The 20,369-nt window shown below is 65.4% G+C and carries 20 protein-coding genes; 7 read left to right on the top strand and 13 right to left on the bottom strand.

Going from position 1 to position 20,369, the window contains the following annotated elements:
- Positions 1-179 precede the first annotated feature (179 nt).
- Both AC1DRD_RS21290 and AC1DRD_RS21285 read left to right on the top strand, forming a co-directional pair.
- Positions 180-383, top strand: coding sequence for a hypothetical protein (locus AC1DRD_RS21290; RefSeq protein ID WP_478029863.1), 204 nt, complete (start codon positions 180-182; stop codon positions 381-383).
- Between the two features lie 43 nt (positions 384-426).
- Complete coding sequence (locus AC1DRD_RS21285; protein ID WP_478029862.1) at positions 427-2,148, top strand: long-chain-fatty-acid--CoA ligase; 1,722 nt, start codon at positions 427-429, stop codon at positions 2,146-2,148.
- Here AC1DRD_RS21285 and AC1DRD_RS21280 read toward each other — a convergent pair.
- From AC1DRD_RS21280 to AC1DRD_RS21245, 8 genes are all read right to left on the bottom strand, one after another.
- Positions 2,129-3,148 carry a C13 family peptidase gene (locus AC1DRD_RS21280; protein ID WP_478029861.1) on the bottom strand — a complete coding sequence of 340 codons (1,020 nt, stop codon included), beginning with the start codon at positions 3,146-3,148 and terminating at the stop codon, positions 2,129-2,131. The two genes, AC1DRD_RS21285 and AC1DRD_RS21280, sit on opposite strands and share 20 nt — an antisense overlap.
- Before the next feature lie 83 nt (positions 3,149-3,231).
- The gene (locus tag AC1DRD_RS21275; protein ID WP_478029860.1) at positions 3,232-3,549 is read right to left on the bottom strand and encodes an antibiotic biosynthesis monooxygenase family protein; all 318 of its coding nucleotides are present in this window, start codon (positions 3,547-3,549) and stop codon (positions 3,232-3,234) included.
- A gap of 228 nt (positions 3,550-3,777) precedes the next feature.
- On the bottom strand, positions 3,778-4,176 hold the full coding sequence (locus tag AC1DRD_RS21270; protein WP_478029859.1) for a (R)-mandelonitrile lyase: 399 nt from the start codon (positions 4,174-4,176) through the stop codon (positions 3,778-3,780).
- 67 nt (positions 4,177-4,243) lie between these two features.
- Complete coding sequence (gene folP, locus AC1DRD_RS21265) at positions 4,244-5,302, bottom strand: dihydropteroate synthase (protein WP_478029858.1); 1,059 nt, start codon at positions 5,300-5,302, stop codon at positions 4,244-4,246.
- A gap of 124 nt (positions 5,303-5,426) precedes the next feature.
- A complete protein-coding gene (locus AC1DRD_RS21260) occupies positions 5,427-6,557 on the bottom strand; it encodes a DNA methyltransferase (RefSeq protein ID WP_478029857.1) in 1,131 nt (376 codons plus the stop codon).
- 185 nt (positions 6,558-6,742) lie between these two features.
- On the bottom strand, positions 6,743-7,339 hold the full coding sequence (locus AC1DRD_RS21255) for a ribonuclease HII (protein WP_478029856.1): 597 nt from the start codon (positions 7,337-7,339) through the stop codon (positions 6,743-6,745).
- The gene (gene thiD, locus AC1DRD_RS21250) at positions 7,339-8,511 is read right to left on the bottom strand and encodes a bifunctional hydroxymethylpyrimidine kinase/phosphomethylpyrimidine kinase (RefSeq protein WP_478042935.1); all 1,173 of its coding nucleotides are present in this window, start codon (positions 8,509-8,511) and stop codon (positions 7,339-7,341) included. Before thiD ends, AC1DRD_RS21255 begins: the two co-directional genes overlap by 1 nt.
- On the bottom strand, positions 8,508-9,398 hold the full coding sequence (locus tag AC1DRD_RS21245) for a prephenate dehydratase (protein ID WP_478029854.1): 891 nt from the start codon (positions 9,396-9,398) through the stop codon (positions 8,508-8,510). The genes thiD and AC1DRD_RS21245 overlap by 4 nt, the downstream gene beginning before the upstream one ends.
- A gap of 248 nt (positions 9,399-9,646) precedes the next feature.
- Here AC1DRD_RS21245 and AC1DRD_RS21240 point away from each other — a divergent pair, with 248 nt between their 5' ends.
- Entirely contained in the window at positions 9,647-10,294 is a 648-nt protein-coding gene (locus AC1DRD_RS21240; RefSeq protein ID WP_478029853.1) for a c-type cytochrome, read from the top strand.
- Between the two features lie 325 nt (positions 10,295-10,619).
- Here the strand turns inward: AC1DRD_RS21240 and AC1DRD_RS21235 are convergent, their stop codons facing one another.
- From AC1DRD_RS21235 to AC1DRD_RS21225, 3 genes are all read right to left on the bottom strand, one after another.
- Entirely contained in the window at positions 10,620-11,555 is a 936-nt protein-coding gene (locus AC1DRD_RS21235) for an LOG family protein (protein ID WP_478029852.1), read from the bottom strand.
- A 215-nt stretch (positions 11,556-11,770) separates the two neighbouring features.
- The gene (locus AC1DRD_RS21230) at positions 11,771-12,445 is read right to left on the bottom strand and encodes an extensin family protein (protein WP_478029851.1); all 675 of its coding nucleotides are present in this window, start codon (positions 12,443-12,445) and stop codon (positions 11,771-11,773) included.
- Between the two features lie 57 nt (positions 12,446-12,502).
- On the bottom strand, positions 12,503-13,144 hold the full coding sequence (locus AC1DRD_RS21225) for a DUF4328 domain-containing protein (RefSeq protein WP_478029850.1): 642 nt from the start codon (positions 13,142-13,144) through the stop codon (positions 12,503-12,505).
- A gap of 149 nt (positions 13,145-13,293) precedes the next feature.
- Here AC1DRD_RS21225 and AC1DRD_RS21220 point away from each other — a divergent pair, with 149 nt between their 5' ends.
- The 4 genes from AC1DRD_RS21220 to AC1DRD_RS21205 all read left to right on the top strand — a co-directional run bounded on the left by AC1DRD_RS21220 (position 13,294) and on the right by AC1DRD_RS21205 (position 18,673).
- A complete protein-coding gene (locus tag AC1DRD_RS21220) occupies positions 13,294-14,454 on the top strand; it encodes a phosphoserine transaminase (protein WP_478029849.1) in 1,161 nt (386 codons plus the stop codon).
- Positions 14,455-14,540: 86 nt separating this feature from the next.
- Positions 14,541-16,118, top strand: a complete 1,578-nt coding sequence (gene serA / locus AC1DRD_RS21215) for a phosphoglycerate dehydrogenase (protein ID WP_478029848.1) — start codon at positions 14,541-14,543, stop codon at positions 16,116-16,118.
- 24 nt (positions 16,119-16,142) lie between these two features.
- Positions 16,143-17,255, top strand: a complete 1,113-nt coding sequence (locus AC1DRD_RS21210) for an ATP phosphoribosyltransferase regulatory subunit (protein WP_478042934.1) — start codon at positions 16,143-16,145, stop codon at positions 17,253-17,255.
- A 116-nt stretch (positions 17,256-17,371) separates the two neighbouring features.
- The gene (locus tag AC1DRD_RS21205) at positions 17,372-18,673 is read left to right on the top strand and encodes an adenylosuccinate synthase (protein ID WP_066825003.1); all 1,302 of its coding nucleotides are present in this window, start codon (positions 17,372-17,374) and stop codon (positions 18,671-18,673) included.
- Between the two features lie 154 nt (positions 18,674-18,827).
- On the opposite strand, the gene AC1DRD_RS21200 is transcribed toward AC1DRD_RS21205, so the two are convergent.
- Positions 18,828-19,121 carry a hypothetical protein gene (locus AC1DRD_RS21200; protein WP_478029846.1) on the bottom strand — a complete coding sequence of 98 codons (294 nt, stop codon included), beginning with the start codon at positions 19,119-19,121 and terminating at the stop codon, positions 18,828-18,830.
- Between the two features lie 139 nt (positions 19,122-19,260).
- A complete protein-coding gene (aroC, locus tag AC1DRD_RS21195) occupies positions 19,261-20,337 on the bottom strand; it encodes a chorismate synthase (RefSeq protein WP_478042933.1) in 1,077 nt (358 codons plus the stop codon).
- Between the last annotated feature and the right edge of the window lie 32 nt (positions 20,338-20,369).

The following is a 20,369-nucleotide window of genomic DNA, read 5'->3' as shown; positions in this document are numbered from 1 at the left end:
CCCATAGAATGCCCTGATTGGGAGGTCGGGTGGGGGAGCGGGCCGGCACCGCAACCGTTTCAGCAAAGCTGAAACAGACTCCAACACCGTTTCGGCTGCGAAATCGCGACGGATGGCCGCCGCTTTGGCTTGTCGCTCGCCCTCCGGGGCTTTATAGGAAGCGGCTGGAGGCGCGGGGTATGCGTAAGCGTAAGGCGATGGTCGCGTTAGGGGCATTGCTCGTGCTGGTCGCGGTTGTGCGCCATCCGACCGCCGATATCGAGATCCTGACGCATCGTGACGGCGATCCGACACCGCACCGTATCCAGGCGGCAGTCGATCTGGGCGTGGTCGCGGTCAAGTTCCTGCTGACCTGGACCAGCGGAAACGCGGTCAGTCGCTAAGTCCGCTTGCCGCAGCACCGGCGGCGCGCTTACATCAATGTCAATGAGACAAGACGCGGAGAGCCTATGGCGCGGCAGCGCCTATCGTCACCCCACGCCGTGGGCGACTGATTTTCCGCCTCTGTCGCTGGTCGACATGTTCGAGGCCACTGCGCGAACCTATCCCGAGCGGCCGTTGCTCGACTTCCTCGGTCGCCGTTATTCCTATGCCGAAGTGGTGGGTGGCGCGGCGCGCGTCGCCACCGGACTGGCGCGGATGGGCTATGGGCCGGGCGACCGGATCGGCTTGTTCCTGCCAAACGTTCCGCATTACCTCGCCGCTTATTACGGCGTGCTCAAGCTGGGTGCGACCGTCGTCAATTTCTCGCCGCTCTACACGGCTGACGAACTGGCGCATCAGGTCGAGGATTCGGGGACCAGGCTGCTCTTCACGCTCTCGGCGAGCGCGCTGCTGCCGACCGCGCTCAAGGTGCTCGACCAGAGCGGGCTCGAACGGCTGGTGGTGGGTTCGGTGGCGGGCGCCCTGCCCGCAACCAAGTCGCTTTTCTATCGCCTGTTCCGCGGCAGGGAAGTGACGAAGCGGCCCGACGACGCCCGCATCACCGCCTTTTCCGCGCTGATCGCCAATGACGGTGTCAACGATTTCCCGGCGATCGACCCCGCCACCCAGCTCGCGCTGATCCAATATACCGGCGGCACCACCGGCACGCCTAAAGGCGCGATGCTGACCCACCAGAATCTGTCGGCCAATGCCCGCCAGGTCGAGGGGCTGGATCCGCATCCCGGCGAGGAGGATCGGATCATCGGCGTGCTGCCGCTGTTCCACGTCTTCGCCAATACCTGTGTGATGAACCGCACCGTCGCCAATGGCGGCATGATCGTGCTGCTGCCGCGCTTCGATGGCGCGCAGGTGCTGGCGGCAATCGAGCGGACCAAGGCGACCGCGCTGCCCGGCGTGCCGACCATGTACCAGGCACTGCTCGACCATCCCAAGCTGGCGTCGGCCGATCTCTCCAGCCTCAAATATTGCATCTCGGGCGGCGCCCCGCTCCCGGCCGAGGTCAAGGCGAAGTTCGAAGCCGCGACGGGCGCGCGCGTGATCGAGGGCTATGGCCTGTCGGAGAGTTCGGGCGTCGTATCGTGCAACCCCTATGAGGCCGAAGGCAAATTGGGCACGATCGGCCAACCGATCCCGGCGACCGAGGTGCGGCTGGCCGATAAAGAGGATGCATCGCGTCCCGCCCCCGACGGGCAACCCGGCGAAATCCTGGTGCGCGGGCCGCAGATCATGAAGGGCTATTGGAACCGGCCCGACGCCGATGCCGGGGTGTTCGTTCCCGACGAAGGGGGAGCCTGGCTGCGCACCGGCGATGTCGGCACGATCGACGCGGACGGCTTCATCCATGTCGTCGACCGGTTGAAGGACATGATCGCGGTCAGCGGGTTCAAGGTCTTTCCGAGCCAGATCGAAGCCGTGCTCTATCGCCATCCCGCGGTGAAGGAGGCGCTCGTGATCGGCGTCCCCGACACCTATCGCGGCGAGCAGCCACGCGCTTACGTGACGCTCAACGACGGCGCCACGGCGGCCGGCGACGAGATCAAGGCGTGGCTCAATCCTCAACTCGGCCATCACGAACGCGTCGATCAGGTGGTCGTGCGGCTCGCCTTGCCCAAGACATTGGTCGGCAAGCTCAGTCGCAAGGAACTGGTGGCCGAAGTACAAGCAGAGATGCGCGATCCGAACGTCACTGTTCCAGATCGTTGAGAATCGAGATTGCCGGGCGGCCGACCATTGCCGTCGCGGTCTTGGGCATGCGGGCTTCGAGCGGGGCCAGCCATTTGCCGACACCGCTGCCGATCGAGATTTGCGGCTGCGACGGGGTGACGTGGCCCTGTTTCTCCCATTGCGCTATCAGCGCGCGCGCGTCCTCGCCGGCCTTGGCGAGCGGCACCGGCTGGCGCAGCGCATGGTTGATCATCGCATCGCCGAAAAAGGTCCAGTCGCGGTCGGCCGAACACCCGAACGAGGTGCGGTCAGCCGAGGCTGCGGTTAACAGCGCCGTCGTCTCGCTGGCCATCGCCGGCACGAACACGCCCGAATAACAGGCCGACAGGATCAACAGGCGGTTCCTGATCCCAAGCTCTTCGAACATTCGCGCCATCCGCGCGGGCGAAATGATGCCGAATCCCTCGTCACCGTCATGATAGGCCAGCCCGACCGGCGCGCCGTGCCCGGCGGTGTAGAGGACCAGCACGTCCTCTTTGCGGTCCATCAGTTCGGCGATCCGCGCTAGCGTCAGCGCGAACGCCCGGGGCGTGCCGTTGGGCAAGTCGCTCGGGCCGGACCCGTCGGTGCCGGCAAGCACGATCGTGTGTCCGACCGCATTGTAGCGGCGCGACAGCACCCTGCCCGCCTCGCGCGCTTCGCGCCCGAAGATCGGATCGCTGTCGAGCCCGACCACCACCACATAGGCATCGACCACGCCTTTCTTCTGCGGCTGGAGCGCGGCGAGCGCCTTGTCGAGCCGGCGCTGGTCGGCCAACATCCAGATCGGTGACCGGTCGCGCTCGAGTTCAGGGCCAAGCTCGAGCGACGCTTCCGCCGCCCCCTGATCGTCGCCGGTACCAAGGCCCGGCCAGCCGGTGGTGTGCTGGGGTGCGACATAGGAACCGGTCGCCTGTCCAATTGCCGAACTCGCCAGCGACAGGCTGACGGAAAGCGCCGCTGCCAGCGCGACGAAGCGACGGACAAACTGGTGACGCATGCGACCGGGCCCCCGTTATCGTCCGCATCACGTGGCGTTGTGACGCTCGAAGTCAAGCGGCCCGGTCGTGATATGCGCGAAACCTAGAGTTCGAACACGCGCACTACTTCATAGAGGCCAGGATGCGCGGTGCCGACCCCAGCGTTACGCGCGATCATGCCGGCGTCGCGCAACCGAGCGATGATCGCTTCCGCTGCGGCGAGATCGGTGCTTTGCGCATAATTGACCACCCGAGTCCCATCGAGGCTGCGGTGCAGGCTGGCAGACAACCAGCCCGGCTCTTGGCGCGCAATGGCTACGCCACGTTCGAGTTGTGCGATCATGGCATCCTGTCCGCCCGGCTTGACCGTGAAGACATTGATCTGGGTAACGACTCCCTGGTCGCTGACGATGATCGGCATCTTGCTTGCTCCTTCGCTCACAGGCCGGCGGCGGACTGTCCCCACGCGCAGGCCCCGCGCTGTCGCGCGTCCTGCCGGGGGTTCCGCCACGAATGGCGGAAACGGAGCGTGCATCCCGGGGTGAGATGCAAGGGAGCGGGCTTACCGATATGCCACTCGCGGGTCCTTTTCGACCGGCAAAGGCTAGCAGCGGGCGCCGTGAGTGGCCAGCGACCAATCGAGTGCGATTCAATCGCGGCGGTATTGCTCGTCGGTGACCTTCTCCAGCCAGTCGACCGCCTTGCCGTCGAGCCGCTCCTGGATCGCGATATGCGTCATCGCATTGGTCGGCGTCGCGCCGTGCCAATGCTTCTCGCCGGGCTCGAACCAGATCACGTCACCGGGACGGATTTCCTCCACCGGACCGCCGTCGCGCTGGACCCAACCAAGGCCGGAAGTGACAATCAGTGTCTGGCCGAGGGGATGGGTGTGCCAGGCGGTGCGCGCGCCGGGCTCGAACGTCACGCTGGCACTGGCGATGCGCGCGGGATCTGGCGCCGTGATTAGCGGGTCGATCCTGACCGTGCCGGTGAACCAGTCCGTCGGGCCCTTGCCCGATGGCTGCGACCCGCTGCGCTTGATGTCCATGGCGTCCGTTCCTTTTGGCGACCGCTAGCTTGCCGTCTGCAACGCGCGTCGCAACGGCAATATCCGGTCAGCCGCCGACCAGCGCCTGATCGCGCAGGCCGCGCCAGACTTTCAGCGCCTGCACCGTCTCCGGCACGTCATGGACGCGGAGCAATTGAACGCCGGCTTCCGCCCCTTTGAGCGCGAGCGTGATCGAGCCGCCTAGGCGTTCGTCGGCGGGTGCTTCGTTCGACAACGCGCCGATCATCCGCTTGCGGCTGGCGCCGAGCATGATCGGGCAGCCGAAGCCATGGAACATGGCGAGTCCGTTGAGCAGCGAGAGATTGTCCTGGAGCGACTTGCCGAAGCCGATGCCGGGATCGACGATGATCTTGGCGCGATCGACTCCGCCCGCGACGACTGCCGCGATCCGCGCCTCTAGCCAGTCATAAACCTCGATCAGCGCGTTGCCATAGCCGCTGCCGCCATGCGGCCCTTTGGCGGGATCGGGCGAGTGCATGAGGATGACGGGGCAGCCTGCCTTTGCCACCACGTCCAGCGCGCGATCATCCCATAACAGCGCCGCGACGTCGTTGACGATGCTCGCGCCGGCGGCGAGCGCGGCCTCCATCACCATCGCCTTGCGCGTGTCGACCGAAACCAGCGTCCCCGCGCGCACCAGCCCGCGCACGACCGGCTCGACGCGTTTCTTCTCATCCTCTTCCCAGACGAGCTCGGCGCCGGGTCGGGTCGATTCGCCGCCGACATCGATCAGCGCCGCGCCGGCCGCGGCCATTGCCACGCCGGCGGCGACCGGATCGTCCTGCTCGCCGCCATCGGAAAAGCTGTCGGGCGTGACGTTGAGGATGCCGGCGACCGCCGGCTGATCGAAACGCAGGATGCGCTCGCCAAGCGTCAGCGGTGGGCGGGGCCGGGTCATCGTCGCGTGGAGTTCGGCGGCGCGTTCGTCGCTGACGCACAAAGTGCGGCCGAATTCGGCGATCGACACGGTCCGCTTGGTATCGCCCTCGATCACTTCATAGGCGGCGAACCACTGCATTCCGCCGGCCAGCCGCGCGACCTCGCCGTCGCGGCCGATCGGGGTGTCTACGAACTGGACGGGGCGGAGGTGGAGTGGCGCGGGCATCAGCTCTCCTTCGTCATGCCGGGCTCGTCCCGGCATCCACCGTGCGGCGAGAACCCCGCGTCCCGGGTTTGCTGCACAGTGGACCCCGGGACAAGCCCGGGTGACGCATTTCCGGAATTGGGCCTTAAGGCTGCGTCGCGAGCAGGTAATTCTGGCGCAGCGCGTCGATCGGCTTCAACCCGTCCACCGCCTCATAATGCCAGAAAGTCCAGCCGTTGCAGGCCGGCGCGTTCTGCAAGGTCGCACCCAGCTTGTGGATCGACCCGGCCTGACCGCAATCGCTCTTGAGCGAACCGTCGGCGCCGACGGTCGCTTTCCAGCGCCGCTTGGTGTCGGTCAGCATTGTGCCCGGCGCCAGCATGCCGTTCTCGATCAGCGCACCGAAGGCGACGCGCGGCGCCGCCTTGGGGCTTTGCATCGTCGTCAGCGCCGATTCGTCGAGCGGCAAGGCGGCGGCGATGCGTTCCTCTGCCGCCTCGATATAGACCGGCTCGCGCTCGATCCCGATCCAGTGCCGGCCGAGCCGCTTGGCGACCGCTCCAGTGGTGCCGGTGCCGAAGAACGGATCGAGCACGACATCGCCTGGCTTCGAGCAGGCGAGCAGGATGCGGTAGAGCAACGCCTCGGGCTTCTGGGTCGGGTGAACCTTGACGCCGTTCTTCTTGAGCCGCTCCGGACCGCCGCAGATCGGGAATTCCCAGTCCGAGCGCATCTGCAGCTCGTCGTTGAGCGTCTTCATGCTGCGATAGTTGAACGTGTATTTCGCGCCCTCGCCGGTCGATGCCCAGATCAGCGTCTCGTGCGCGTTGGTGAAGCGCGTGCCCTTGAAATTGGGCATCGGATTGGCCTTGCGCCAGACGATGTCGTTAAGGATCCAATAGCCCAGATCCTGGATCGCCGACCCGACCTTGAAGATGTTGTGATAGCTGCCGATCACCCAGATCGTGCCGTTATCCTTGAGGATGCGTTTCGCCTCGCCCAGCCATTCGCGAGTGAAGCGGTCATAGATCGCCAGGCTGTCGAACTTGTCCCAGTCGTCGGTCACCGCATCGACATGGCTGCCGTCGGGACGCGACAGGTCACCGCCGAGCTGAAGGTTGTAGGGCGGATCGGCGAAGATCAGGTCGACCGACTTGGCCGGCAGCGCGCGCATCGTCTCGATGCAATCGCCCATGACGATGCGGTCGAGCGGGAGTTCGCCCGGCACGAGCACCGACGGCGCGATACGCGCACTGACCTTCTCGATGACCCCCATCGGCAACCACTCCCCGCAATGACACGCGCACGAAAACCGAGCGCGCGGACTCCGGTCAAGCGAAGTTTAGTTAACGACTTGGGTTAGCAAATGGTTAAGCGAGCGGAACATTTTACGACCCTTACCGGATATTGAGTCCGAAGTTATCCACAGCCCCAATTTATGGGGTGTGGCACAAAAGACTCTTAAAACGGCAGAACCGCTTGGGCGACCGGTGCGAAGCTCCGGCGATGCAGCGGACACGGCCCGTGCTCGCGCAACGCGCGCAGATGTTCGGGCGCGCCATAGCCCTTGTTCGAGTGCCAGCCGTAATGCGGATATGATTCGGCATGGGCGATCATGATCGTGTCGCGGGTGTGCTTGGCGACGATCGACGCGGCGGCGATTGACATGCTGATCCCGTCGCCACCGACGATCGCGCTCGCCTGATATGTCCAGCGCGGCAGGCGATTGCCGTCGACCAGTACGTGTCCGGGCGGGCAGCCCAATGCTTCCACCGCGAGCGTCATCGCCTTCATCGTCGCCCAATAGATATTGAGCGTGTCGATCTCTTCGGCCTCGCAAATGCCGATGCCGACCATCGCGCAGTCCATCAGCCGCCCGTGCAGGCGCGCACGCTCGGTGGCGCTCAGCTTTTTCGAATCGTCGAGCCCGCGCGGGATACCCTTGGCCGGCAGGATCACTGCCGCAGCCACCACCGGTCCCGCGAGCGGCCCGCGGCCGGCTTCGTCGACCCCCGCGACCGGGGCGAGGCAGAGCTTTTCGTGTTTGAGGCCGGGCATCAGCTAAGCCGCCAAGGCGGATAGCGCCGGTTCTCGCCGGCTTGGTACAGGCATAGGGCATTACCCGACGGATCGGTCAGGCGCGCTTCACGCCAAAGCCAGGGCTGATCAGTTGGCAACCGGTCGAACACGATGCCGTCTTTTTGCAGCCATTCGACTGTTCCGTCGAGATCGTCGACTTCGAGAAATACGGTCGGCTGCGCACCGGTTTCGATCGACAAGGTCATCCCGCCCGGCGCTTCGAAACGGGCATAATGCGCATCGTCAGTGCCGACGATCTGCCGCAACCCCAATCGCTCGTAGAATGAGCAGGTCTCGGCATAGTCGGTTGCCGCAATCGTCACCTGATTGAGGCAAGCACCCGGGCCGATCGAAACATCGAGCCGAACCGCTTGATGGCCCATCGGGCCGTGACCATCACCGAGTTGCGGCGCTCCCTTGATCGCGAGCCTGACGAATTGGCGGGCGCGTTCGATCGCGGTTTCAAGCGAATGCCCCGCCGCCAGCATCGTCGCGATCGCCGATGCCAAGGTGCACCCGGTGCCATGAGTAGCGTTGCTGTCGATGCGCTCGCTGCGCCATTCCGTCGGCCGCCCGTCCATCGGGTCGACATAGACAAGGCGATCGACGATCTCTCGACCACGACCGTGCCCGCCCTTGGCCAGCACTGCGCAACGGTGCCGAACGGCGATCGTCTGCGCCGCCGCATAGACCGCCTCGCTGTCGTCGACGGGCATGCCGGACAGCGCTTTCAGCTCCGGAAGATTGGGCGTCGTTACCTCGGAAACACGCATCAATCGCTCGAAGGCAGCGATCGTCTCGTCGTCCGCCAGGACCGACCCACTGGTCGCGACCATCACCGGATCGAACACGATCGGCACCGACAAATGCTCGAGCACATCCGCTACCGCATGCGCGGTCGCAGCCGAGCCGATCATCCCGATCTTCACCGCGTCGACGCCGATGTCGGTGACCACCGAGTTGATCTGCGCGATCACCATGTCGGTCGGCACCAGCAACACCGCCTGGACACCGAGCGTATTCTGCGCGGTGATCGCGGTGATCGCGGTCATGGCGTGGCCGCCGAGCATCGTCACCGTCTTGATATCGGCCTGGATCCCGGCGCCGCCGCCCGAATCGGATCCGGCGATGATCAGGACGCGCGGGGTCATCCCCGTTTCCGCGCCTGCGGATAGCTGCCCAGCACCCGCATCCATTTTGAGTGGAAGCCCAGTTCTTCCAACGCGCGATCCAGATTCTCATCCCCCGGCCGGCCCTCGACATCGGCGAAGAAGTCGGTCGCGGCAAAGCTGCCGCCGCGCTGATAGCTTTCGAGCTTGGTCATGTTGACGCCGTTAGTCGCGAACCCGCCCATCGCCTTGTAGAGCGCGGCGGGGACGTTCTTCACCTCGAAGATGATCGTCGTCATGAACGGCCCCTCACCCGTCAGCGGACGGCTGCCCCGCGCCAGGGTCACGAAGCGCGTGGTATTATGCTCGGCATCGGCGATGTCGCTCGCCAGCGTCTCCAACCCGTAGATCTTGGCCGCGGGCGGCGGCGCGAGCGCGGCGACCTTGGGATCGTTGATTTCGGCGACCAAGGCGGCGGCACCGGCGGTGTCGGGATAGGCGATCGGGGTGATGCCGTGCGCCTTCAGCCAATGGCGGCATTGGCCCAGCGCCTGGGGATGGCTCATCGCTTCCTTGACGCCGTCGAGCGGGCCGACGCCCATCAAGGCGTAGCGGATCGGCAGGAAATGCTCGCCGGTGATCACCAGCCCCGATTCGGGCAGCAGGAAATGGATGTCGGCGACGCGGCCATGGAGCGAATTTTCGATCGGAATGACTGCGCAATCGGCGCGCCCTTCCTTCACCGCATCGATCGCGTCGTCGAAGCTGAAGCAGGGTAGCGGCAGTCCGTCGGGAAACGTCTCTTCGACCGCGACATGGCTGTTGGCGCCCGGCGCGCCCTGGAACGCCACCGCGCGCTCGGGCTCGCGGGCAGCGGCTTCGGTCATCGCGGCAACGATGGGCTGGGCGGGGGCGGCGAAGTTCTCCATGGCGGCGGCGATTAGAGGCGGGCATCATCTGTAGCAACCCGAGCTTTGTTTGACGCGCTCACGCGCGTGTACGGCACCAGCCCACTCCCCCACCCGACCACCCATAGCATATCCTGATTGGGCGGTCGGGTGGGGGAGTGGGCTGGTGCCGCTCGCGACCGCAGGTCGCCAAACAACAGCCACCTTGCCCCCTGCGAATACGCTTACTAAAGGGCTGCTACTCAATTCAGGGGCGTACGCGAAAAATCATGTCCGACAAGACCAACACGATCGCTGGCTGGACCCTCGCAGGGTGCTTTGTCGCGCTTGGCGCCACGATCGTTGGCGGGATGATGTTCCACAGCGGCGAACCCAAGAAGGAAGGCTATCCGGTTGAGGCCGTGGACGAAGGCGGCGACAGCGGCGCCGCGGCCGAAGTGCCGATCGCGTCTCTGCTCCCGACCGCCGATGCCGCCAAGGGCGCCGAGGTCTTCAAGAAGTGCGCGGCGTGCCACACGGTCAACCAGGGCGGCGCCAACGGCATCGGTCCGAATCTCTACGCCACGGTCGGCGAAGCGGTAGCCCAGGGCAAGGGCGGCTTCGCTTTCTCCGATGCGCTGAAGGCCAAGGGCGGCAAGTGGGATTTCGATTCGCTCAACGCCTGGCTGACCAGCCCGCGTAAGTTTGCGCCGGGTACCAAGATGACCTTCGCCGGCCTGTCGAACCCCAAGGATCGTGCCGACGTGATCCTGTACCTCAACCAGCAGGGCTCGAACCTGCCGCTGCCGGCTGCACCGGCCGCTGCCCCGGCGGGCAAGGATGCCAAGGCAGCCGAGGGTAACAGCGCGGCGCCGGCTACGGGCAATGCCGCGGCGCCTGCCGCGGGCAACACCGCCGCGCCGGCTGCCAAGAAGTAAGCTTCAAGATTAATTCCTCCCCATTTCCGGCAGGGCAATCGCCTATGAGATGTTTGGTCAGGAGGGGAGCGGTGCGCTCTTCGTCCCATTGCCGCGACTGGCCAGCAAATACCGCGCCTGAGGGACTTTAAGCCATTTTACCCTACGTCACCCCGGCCTTGTGCCGGGGTCCACCGGGAGGCAGGCTGAGGGCTCGATGCTCAAGCTTCGCGCCAACAGGCTTGGTGGATGCCGGCACGAAGCCGGCATGACGGTTCGGGCCGTTGATTATACCCTCCCGCTCCATATGCGATTACCCTCCCCGATAGCGGGAGGATTTTAGAGATTACCGCGACGTGTCGGCCTGTGCGGCGATCTCTTCCGCGGCGTGCTGCTCCGCTTCGGCGAGACCGGCATCCAGCGAACGGTTCTGGTAGAAGCGCTGGACGCACTCCCAGCCCTCTTCCGCCGTCTCGCAATAGGTGAAGATGTCGAGGTCCTTGGCGCTGACCACGCCTTCTTCGACCAAAGCCTCGAAATTGACCACGCGCTGCCAGAATTCCCTGCCGTAGAGCAGCACCGGGATCGGTTGGATCTTGCCGGTCTGGATCAAGGTCAGCAGTTCGAACAATTCGTCGAACGTGCCAAAACCGCCCGGAAACGCAGCGAGCGCGCGCGCGTGAAGCAGGAAGTGCATCTTGCGCAGCGCGAAATAGTGGAATTGCAGGCTGAGCCGCGGTGTTACGTACGGGTTCGGCGCCTGTTCGTGGGGAAGCACGATGTTGAGCCCGATCGATTCGGCGCCGACATCGCACGCGCCGCGATTGGCCGCTTCCATGATCGACGGACCGCCGCCCGAACAGACGACGAAGTGGCGGCGCCCGTCGGTATCAACCGGGAAGCTCGATGCCAGCCGACCGAGTTCGCGCGCGACCTCGTAATATTTGGACTTGGCGACCAGCCGTTCGGCGATCTTGCGCGAGGCGCCATCGGTCGCCGCCTCCAGCAAGGCTTGCGCTTTGTCGGGCGCCGGGATGCGCGCCGATCCATACATCACGAAGGTTGAGGCAATCCCCGCTTCGTCGATCACCAATTCCGGCTTGAGCAATTCCAGCTGGAAGCGGACCGGACGCAGATCCTCGCGGAGCAGGAAGTCCATGTCCTGGAAAGCAAGCCGATAGGCCGGATCCTGGGTCTGCGGGGTAGAAACGCCGCCCTTGGCGCGGTCGGCTTCCTGTTTCGCGCGCGGAAAGACGCGCGACGGTACTCGGGTATCAGTCATCCCAGCGCGTTAGAGCAAAGTTGTGACGGATTGAAGGGGATGTTCTTCCGCGGCGGCGCTTCTAGCCCTCTCCCGCTTGCGGGAGAGGGAGGGGCCCGCCGCCGAAGGCGGTGGGAGGGTGAGGGTCTTCTTTCTTCTTTTTGGCACCAGCCGCTTGGAAGAAGAAAGAAGACCCTCGCCCAACCCTCTCCCGTAAACGGGAGAGGGCTATAGCGTCAGCGGCAGAAGCTTTTGTGGTCGTCCTCCAGATGGAGGTGGTTATGGTGCGCGGAATTATAATCCGGGCTGAGTACCGTCCCGAACCGCTTGCAGGCCGAGGTATGGATCACCTCGAGAAAGTGCCGCACGTCGTCATTGTCCGATCGCCAGTCACCCTCGATCGAGATGCGACGCCCATCCGCCAGCATGAACGCCGAGACGTCGACCGCGTTCGCCAGCGCATGGCCCGACAGTCGCTCGGTCGGAGCACCGATCGTATTGCGGCAGGCATAGGTGCCGAACGTCTCGATCTTGACCAGCCGGCTGCCCAGTATCTGAAAGGCTGCGGGCGCGACCGCGTTGCGCGTCCAGCCGATGAATTCCTCGGCGAGGCCGCAGCGCATTGCCTTCAACCCGGTGACCGGAACGCCGATATCGATCAGCTGCACCGTGCCGATGACGGTGCACCCGCCGCCATAATCGCGGTCGGGCAGCGGCGAATAGCGCACTTCCTCGCGCGACAGATCGGCATAACATTGCTGCGTTTCGCGGCTGGTCGGCAAGTTGAGCGTGATCGGCGGCGAACCGGCCGGACGGTGCGGCGGCGGCGGCAAACGGTCATTGCCCCCTCCGCCAAACAGGCAACCCGACAGGACAAAGCCGAGCAAGGGAACGAGGCGCTTCACGCGCATCGATGTGCGCGAACATGGTTAACGAATCGCTAATCCTGCGACGGCGCGTGCTGTCAGTCAGGCGAAGGTTTCGGCGTAGCCCGGCCCGTGCTTCTGGAGCTCGTTGAAGCGGCGGATCATCATGATCAATGCGACGGTCAGCGGTACGTCGACGAAGAACGATGCCACGTCCAACCAACTCGCTGCAATCAGCGTCCCGACGTCATTGGCGTTGAGCGAGAGCCGGAAGGAAATGTTGCCGATGATGCTGGTCGCCAGCCACAATCCCCACCACCAGCGCATCAATGCCGGTACCGGGACCGACCCTGGATCATGAGGACTGACGCTCGCTTGCCATGCTTCGCGCAGCCCCTGGAACGGCTTCCACAGGGTCGCCACCGGGACGAAGAACCAGCCGACATTCCATCCGGGCGTGATGGTCATCGAATCGGACAGCGAATGCGCATTTGCGTTGACGCGCATGATCCAGCGGGAAACGAAGACGATCGAGATCAGCATTGCCACCAGCATGGCGATGCTGGTGATACCCGCGACGGCGTCGGCGGTTTCGGGCGCGGGCCCTGTTCCCGATCCCAGCGAGTTCAGCGTGGCAATCATCAGTCCGCTGCTGATCGTAAAGGCAAAATCCGCCGCCAACCAAACCAGAACGGCGATGATCGCTACGCGTCCACGCCCGTTCGGATCGCGAAATTCATACATTCGCCCGCTCCCCCTGCTCTGGCGCAGACTGCCGCATGTTCGCTTTGCCGTCCACCGCAAGCTCCTTGACGCAGCGCACAATATCTTTAGGGCGGCCGACGGGCCACGCGGTCCCAACGCCGCGCGCGCTCTCTGCGAGGAGAGACTATATGACTGAAACTACCGTTGCCGACGCCACCATTGCGTCCATTGCGAAGCCCGCCACCAAGCCGGCCCGCCCCCATTTTTCCTCCGGTCCCTGCGCCAAGCCTCCGGGCTGGGACGCGTCGAAGCTCGCGGTCGAGGTACTCGGCCGGTCGCACCGCTCGAAGCTCGGCAAGGCGCGGCTGCAATATGCCATCGACCTGATGCGCGAACTGCTCAAACTCCCCGATACCCACCGCATCGGCATCGTCCCCGGCTCCGACACCGGCGCATTCGAGATGGCGATGTGGACGATGCTCGGCGCGCGTGAGGTCACTGCGCTCGCCTGGGAAAGCTTCGGCGAAGGCTGGGTGACCGACGCCGTCAAGCAGCTCAAGATCGAACCGACCGTGGTGCGCGCCGATTACGGCCAGTTGCCCGATCTCGATCAGATCGACTGGTCGAACGACGTGCTGTTCACCTGGAACGGCACCACCAGCGGCGTGCGCGTGCCCAATGGCGACTGGATCCCGGCCGACCGCGAAGGGCTGAGCTTCGCCGACGCGACCAGCGCGGTGTTCGCCTATGACCTGCCGTGGGACAAGATCGATGTCGCGACCTTCAGCTGGCAAAAGGTGCTGGGCGGCGAAGGCGGTCACGGTGTCCTGATCCTCGGCCCGCGCGCCGTCGAACGACTGACCGAATACACCCCCGCCTGGCCGCTGCCGAAAGTGTTCCGCCTCGTCTCCAAGGGCGCGCTGACCGAAGGCGTGTTCAAGGGCGAGACGATCAACACGCCGTCGATGCTCGCGGTCGAGGATGCGATCTTCGCGCTCGAATGGGCGAAATCGGTCGGCGGTGCTCAAGGCCTGATCGCGCGGTCGGACGCCAATGCCGCCGCGCTCGACAAGATCGTGGCGGAACGCGACTGGCTCGGCCATCTTGCCATCGACGAAGCGTCGCGGTCGAAGACCAGCGTCTGCCTGACGGTTGGCGGCGCCGATGAAGCGCTGATCAAGGCGATGGCCGCCGCGCTCGAAAAGGAAGGCGCCGCGTTCGACGTCGCCGGCTATCGCGACGCGCCGCCGGGCCTGCGCATCTGGTGCGGCGCGACCGTCGACACCGCCGATATCGAGGCGCTCGGCCCCTGGCTCGACTGGGCTTACGCGACCGCCAAGGCGGCCTGACTCGTCGCCCCGGCGGAGGCCGGGGCCGCTATGTTTCATTCCCAATCCAACGGCCCCGGCCTGCGCCGGGGCGACGGAGACTCACCATGCCCAAAGTACTGATCAGCGACAAAATGGACCCCAAAGCCGCCCAGATCTTCCGCGAACGCGGGGTCGAGGTGGACGAGATCACCGGCAAGACGCCCGAGGAATTGAAGGCGATCATCGGCGATTATGATGGCCTCGCCATCCGCAGTTCGACCAAAGTGACCAAGGACATCCTCGACGCGGCGACCAACCTCAAGGTCGTCGGCCGCGCCGGGATCGGCGTCGACAATGTCGACATCCCCGCCGCCAGCGCCAAGGGCGTAGTGGTGATGAACACCCCGTTCGGCAACTCGATCACCACTGCCGAACACGCTATCGCGTTGATGTTCGCGCTCGCCCGCCAGTTGCCCGAGGCCGATCTGTCGACCCAGGCCGGCAAGTGGGAGAAGAACCGCTTCATGGGGGTCGAGCTGACCTCGAAGACGCTCGGCCTGATCGGCGCGGGCAATATCGGCTCGATCGTCGCCGACCGCGCGCACGGCCTGCGGATGAAGGTGATCGCGTTCGATCCGTTCCTCAGCCCCGAGCGGGCGGTCGAACTGGGTGTCGAAAAGGTCGATCTCGACGACCTGCTCGCGCGCGCCGATTTCATCACCTTGCACACGCCGCTGACCGATCAGACGCGCAACATCCTGAGCCGCGACAATCTGCTCCGCACCAAGAAAGGCGTGCGGATCATCAATTGCGCGCGCGGCGGGTTGATCGATGAGGCCGCGCTCAAGGAAGGGCTCGATTCGGGTCACATCGCCGGCGCCGCGCTCGACGTGTTCGTCGAGGAGCCGGCCAAGGCCAGCCCGTTGTTCGGCACGCCCAATTTCGTCTCGACCCCGCATTTGGGCGCGTCCACGACCGAAGCGCAGGTCAATGTCGCGATCCAGGTCGCCGAACAGATGGCCGATTACCTGGTCTCGGGCGGCGTCACAAACGCACTAAACATGCCGTCGCTGTCGGCCGAGGAAGCGCCGCGGCTCAAGCCGTACATGGCGCTGGCCGAAAAGCTCGGCTCGCTGGTCGGCCAGCTGACGCATGGCGCGATCGGCCGCATTTCGATCCATAGCGAGGGCGCCGCCGCCGAGCTCAACCAGAAGCCGATCGTCTCTGCCGTGCTGGCCGGATTCCTGCGCACCCAGACCGACACGGTGAACATGGTCAACGCGCCGTTGCTCGCCAAGGAGCGCGGGATCGAGGTGCGCGAGGTCCGCACCGAGCGCGAGGCCGATTACCACACGCTGCTGCGCGTCTCGGTCAAGACCGAGGCAGGCGAGCGCTCGGTCGCCGGCACCTTGTTCGGCGATCAGGCTCCGCGCCTGGTCGAATTGTTCGGCATCAAGGTCGAGGCCGACCTCGCCGGCCACATGCTCTACGTCGTCAACGAGGACGCGCCGGGCTTCATCGGCCGACTCGGCACGTTGCTGGGCGAATCGGGCGTCAATATCGGCACCTTCCACCTCGGCCGCCGCTCCGCCGGCGGCGAAGCGATCCTGTTGCTATCGGTCGACGAGGCAGTCGACGCCGATTTGATCGCCCGCGTGCGCCAATTGGCGGGCGTGAAGACGGTGATGGGGCTGTCGTTCTGAGCAGGGCACGCTAAGGGGGCGGACGTGACTCACGCGCTGCTCCCTTCCGGCTTTCACGATCGGTTGCCGCCCGACGCCGATGCGGCGGCGCGGTTGGAGCGGCGTGTGCTCGATGCGGCGCATGCTTATGGCTATGAACGCGTCGATCCGCCGCTCGCCGAATTCGAGGATGCGCTGGCGCATCGGCTGAAAGCCGCGCGCGCGCAGGATGCGGTGCGCTTCGTCGATCCGATCAGCCAGCGTACCTTGGCGATCCGGCCGGACATCACCGCACAGGTCGGGCGCATCGCCGCGACGCGGATGGGGCATCATCCGCGCCCGCTGCGGCTGAGCTATGCCGGATCGGTGCTGCGGCTCCGCGCGTCGGAACTGTCACCGGAGCGCGAGCGGCGCCAGGCCGGCTGCGAATTGATCGGGCTCGATACGATCGCCGCCGCGCAGGAAGTCGTCACCGTCGCGGTCGAGGCGCTCGAGGCCGCCGGGGTCACCGGCATCTCGATCGACTTCACCCTGCCCGATCTGCTGGCGACGCTCGCCGCCGGGCCGCTGCCGCTCGACGGCGTATCGCTCGATGAGCTCGCCGACCGGCTCGATGCCAAGGATGCCGGAGCAGTCGCGGCGCTGGCGCCGAACTATCTGCCGATGATCGAGGCAGCCGGACCATTCGAAACCGCGCATGACCGTCTCTGCCGCTTCGATGTCGGGGGTGCGCTGCGGTCGCGGCTCGATGGGCTGTGGAAGGTCGCCGAAGCAGTGAAGGGGCGCGTCGCGCTGACGCTCGATCCGACCGAGCGGCACGGTTTCGAATATCAAACCTGGCTCGGTTACTCGCTGTTCGCCGACGGCGCGCGCGGCGAAATCGGGCGCGGCGGCAGTTATACGATTGTGCATGAGGACGGCAGCGAGGAAACCGCGATCGGCTTCACGCTCTATATCGACGCGATCGTCGGCGCGGGTCTGGCGCAGGACGAGCGGCGCAGGCTGTTCGTACCGCTCGGGACCGATCCCGCGCTCGCCGGTAGGCTGCGCGGCGAAGGCTGGGTGACCGTCGCGGCGCTCGAGGCCGGCGACACGCCCGAGGCGCAATTGTGCACGCATGTTTTAGCCGATGGCGAGGTTCGGGACCTGGTCAGATAACCCAAATGTCACCCCGGACTTGTTCCGGGGTCCAACGTGCCTCAAGCGGTATCGCCCGCGGATGGTTGGATGCCGGGACGAGCCCGGCATGACGAATTGAAGCGAAGGAATAGCAAGTGGCCAACGTAGCGGTGATCGGCGCCCAATGGGGTGACGAAGGCAAGGGCAAGATCGTCGACTGGCTGTCGGAGCGCGCCGACGTCGTCGTGCGCTTTCAGGGCGGGCACAATGCCGGCCACACGCTCGTCATCGACGGCAAGACTTATAAGCTCGCGTTGCTGCCCTCGGGCGTGGTGCGGGGCACGTTGAGCGTGATCGGCAATGGCGTCGTGTTCGACCCCTGGCATTTCCGCGACGAGGTCACCCGGATCGCCGAACAGGGCGTCAAGGTCACACCCGAACTGCTCCACGTCGCCGAGACCGCACCGCTGATCCTGCCGCTCCACCGCGATCTCGACGCCCTGCGCGAGGACGCGCTCGACGCCGGCAATTCTGGGCAGAAGATCGGCACTACCCGCCGCGGCATCGGCCCGGCGTACGAGGACAAGGTCGGCCGCCGCGCGATCCGTATCTGCGACCTCGCCCATCTCGACCAATTGGGGCCGCAGATCGATCGGCTCTGCGCGCATCACGACGCCTTGCTTGCCGGGTTCGGCAAGCCGCCGGTCGACCGCGAGGCCTTGCTGGCCGAGCTCAGGGAGATCGCCGACTTCGTATTGCCTTATGCCAAGCCGGTCTGGGTCACGCTCAACGCGGCGGGCGAGCGCGGCAAGCGCATCCTGTTCGAGGGCGCGCAGGGCGTGCTGCTCGACGTCGACCACGGCACCTATCCGTTCGTCACTTCGTCCAACACCGTCGCCGGCACCGCCTCGGCGGGATCCGGCCTTGGGCCGTCGCGCGTCGGCTTCGTGCTGGGGATCGTCAAAGCCTATACGACGCGGGTCGGATCGGGCCCCTTCCCGACCGAGCAGGATAACGAGATCGGCGAATATCTCGGCACGCGCGGGCGCGAGTTCGGGGTCAATACCGGGCGCAAACGGCGTTGCGGCTGGTTCGACGCCGTGTTGGTGCGGCAATCGGCGGCGGTCAGCGGCATTACCGGCATCGCGCTGACCAAGCTCGACATTCTCGACGGGCTCGACGAGATCAAGATTTGCACCGGCTATCGGCTGGGCGACAAGACCTACGACTATCTGCCGCCGCATCCGCTCGACCAGGCGGCAGTCGAGCCGATCTACGAGACGGTCCCCGGCTGGTCCGAATCGACCGCCGGCGCGCGAAGCTGGGCGGAACTGCCTGCCGCGGCGATCAAATATATCCGCCGCATCGAAGAACTGATCCGCTGCCCGGTGGCATTGGTGTCGACCAGCCCCGAGCGCAACGACACGATCCTGGTGCGCGATCCGTTCGCGGACTGATCTGCTTCAGGCACGCAACGAGAAAAGCTGAAAAAGGTAGGGCCTGCCCCCGCAGCCAGTGCACGCCAGCACCGACCGCGAGGACAGGCCCATTAGCCCCGACGGCTCGCGCCTGATCAGGCACGAGCCGATTGCATGGGGTGGGCTGGGGCTATCAGTGCTTCTTTTTCTTCTTGCCCGTATCCGCCGACGCTGACGTGTCGGTCGTCGCCGTCGAATCCGTCGTAGTCGACGGTGTGGTGGCGGAATCGGGGGTCGAACTCGGCGCCGCCGCGTCTGGCGTAGCCGGGGTGGCAGGGGTGGCGGGCGTTGCAGGTTCCGCCGGGGTGCCCATAGAGCCAGGCGTTGCCGGCGTAGCCGGCGTTGCGGGGGTCGCCGGGGTGGTTTGCGCCACCGCAACTCCCGAGACGCCGATGATCAAGGCGCCCGCAAGCATGACAAGCTTCATTCGATACTCTCCTGTCCTGAATGGACCGAAGAGGAAAAGGCTCAGTAACCAAAAGGCTCCATGGCAATGGATCGTCACGTCCACGGAATCGAACGGCTTACCGGAGATTGAGCCTATCGCGAGATTAACTGACGGAAACTCAGCCGTTTTGTGCGCGATGCAACTGCTTTTGGTCGGCCAGAACCAGCGCCACCATCGCTTCGACCACCGGCACGCCGCGAATACCGACACACGGATCGTGGCGACCCTTGGTGCGGATGTCGGTAGGCTCGCCCTCGCGCGTGATCGTCTCGACCGGGGTCAGGATCGAACTGGTGGGCTTGAACGCGACGCGGATGCGGACGGGCTGCCCGGTCGAGATTCCCCCGGCGATCCCGCCGGCATGGTTGGACAGGAAATGCGGCCCGCCGGTCTGGTTGCTGCCCGGCCGCATCGCATCGGCATTTTCCTCGCCGGTCAATGTCGCGGCAGCGAAGCCGTCGCCGATCTCGACGCCCTTGACCGCGTTGATCCCCATACAGGCATGTGCGAGCTCGGCATCGAGCTTGGCATAGAGCGGCGCGCCCCAGCCCGGCGGCACCCCCGTCGCCTCGCAGGCGATCACCGCACCCAATGACGACCCGGCCTTGCGCGCGTCATCGACCATTTGCTCCCAGCGCGCAGCGGCCTGGGGGTCAGGACAGAAGAACGGATTATTGCCGATCTCCGCCGGATCGAACCGCGTATAATCGATCGCGTCGCCGCCGATCGCTTCGACCCAGGCGAGGATCGAGACGTCCGGAATAACCAGCCGCGCCACCGCCCCCGCCGCGACCCTGCTGGCGGTCTCGCGCGCCGACGAGCGCCCGCCGCCGCGATAATCGCGGAAACCATATTTGGCGTCATAAGCGTAATCGGCATGACCCGGGCGATAGGCCAAAGCGACTTCCGAATAATCCTTCGATCGCTGGTCGACATTCTCGATCATCAGGCTGATCGGCGTGCCCGTCGTGCGTCCTTCGAACACGCCCGACAGGATGCGGACACGGTCCGGCTCCTGACGCTGCGTGGTGAAACGCGACTGGCCCGGACGACGCTGGTCGAGGAATGGCTGGATATCGTCCTCGCTCAGGCTCAGCCCCGGCGGGCAGCCATCGACCATGGCCCCGATCGCTGGACCATGACTCTCCCCCCAGGTCGAGAAGCGGAAGACGTGACCGAAGGTGTTGTAGCTCAACCGAAAAGCCCTCTTCCCTCCGGGGAGAGGGT

It is taken from the genome of Sphingomonas sp. P4_G2 (genome assembly GCF_056401155.1).
Note: the sequence above shows the minus strand (reverse complement) of the source record. Positions and strands in the feature narration are given on the sequence as shown.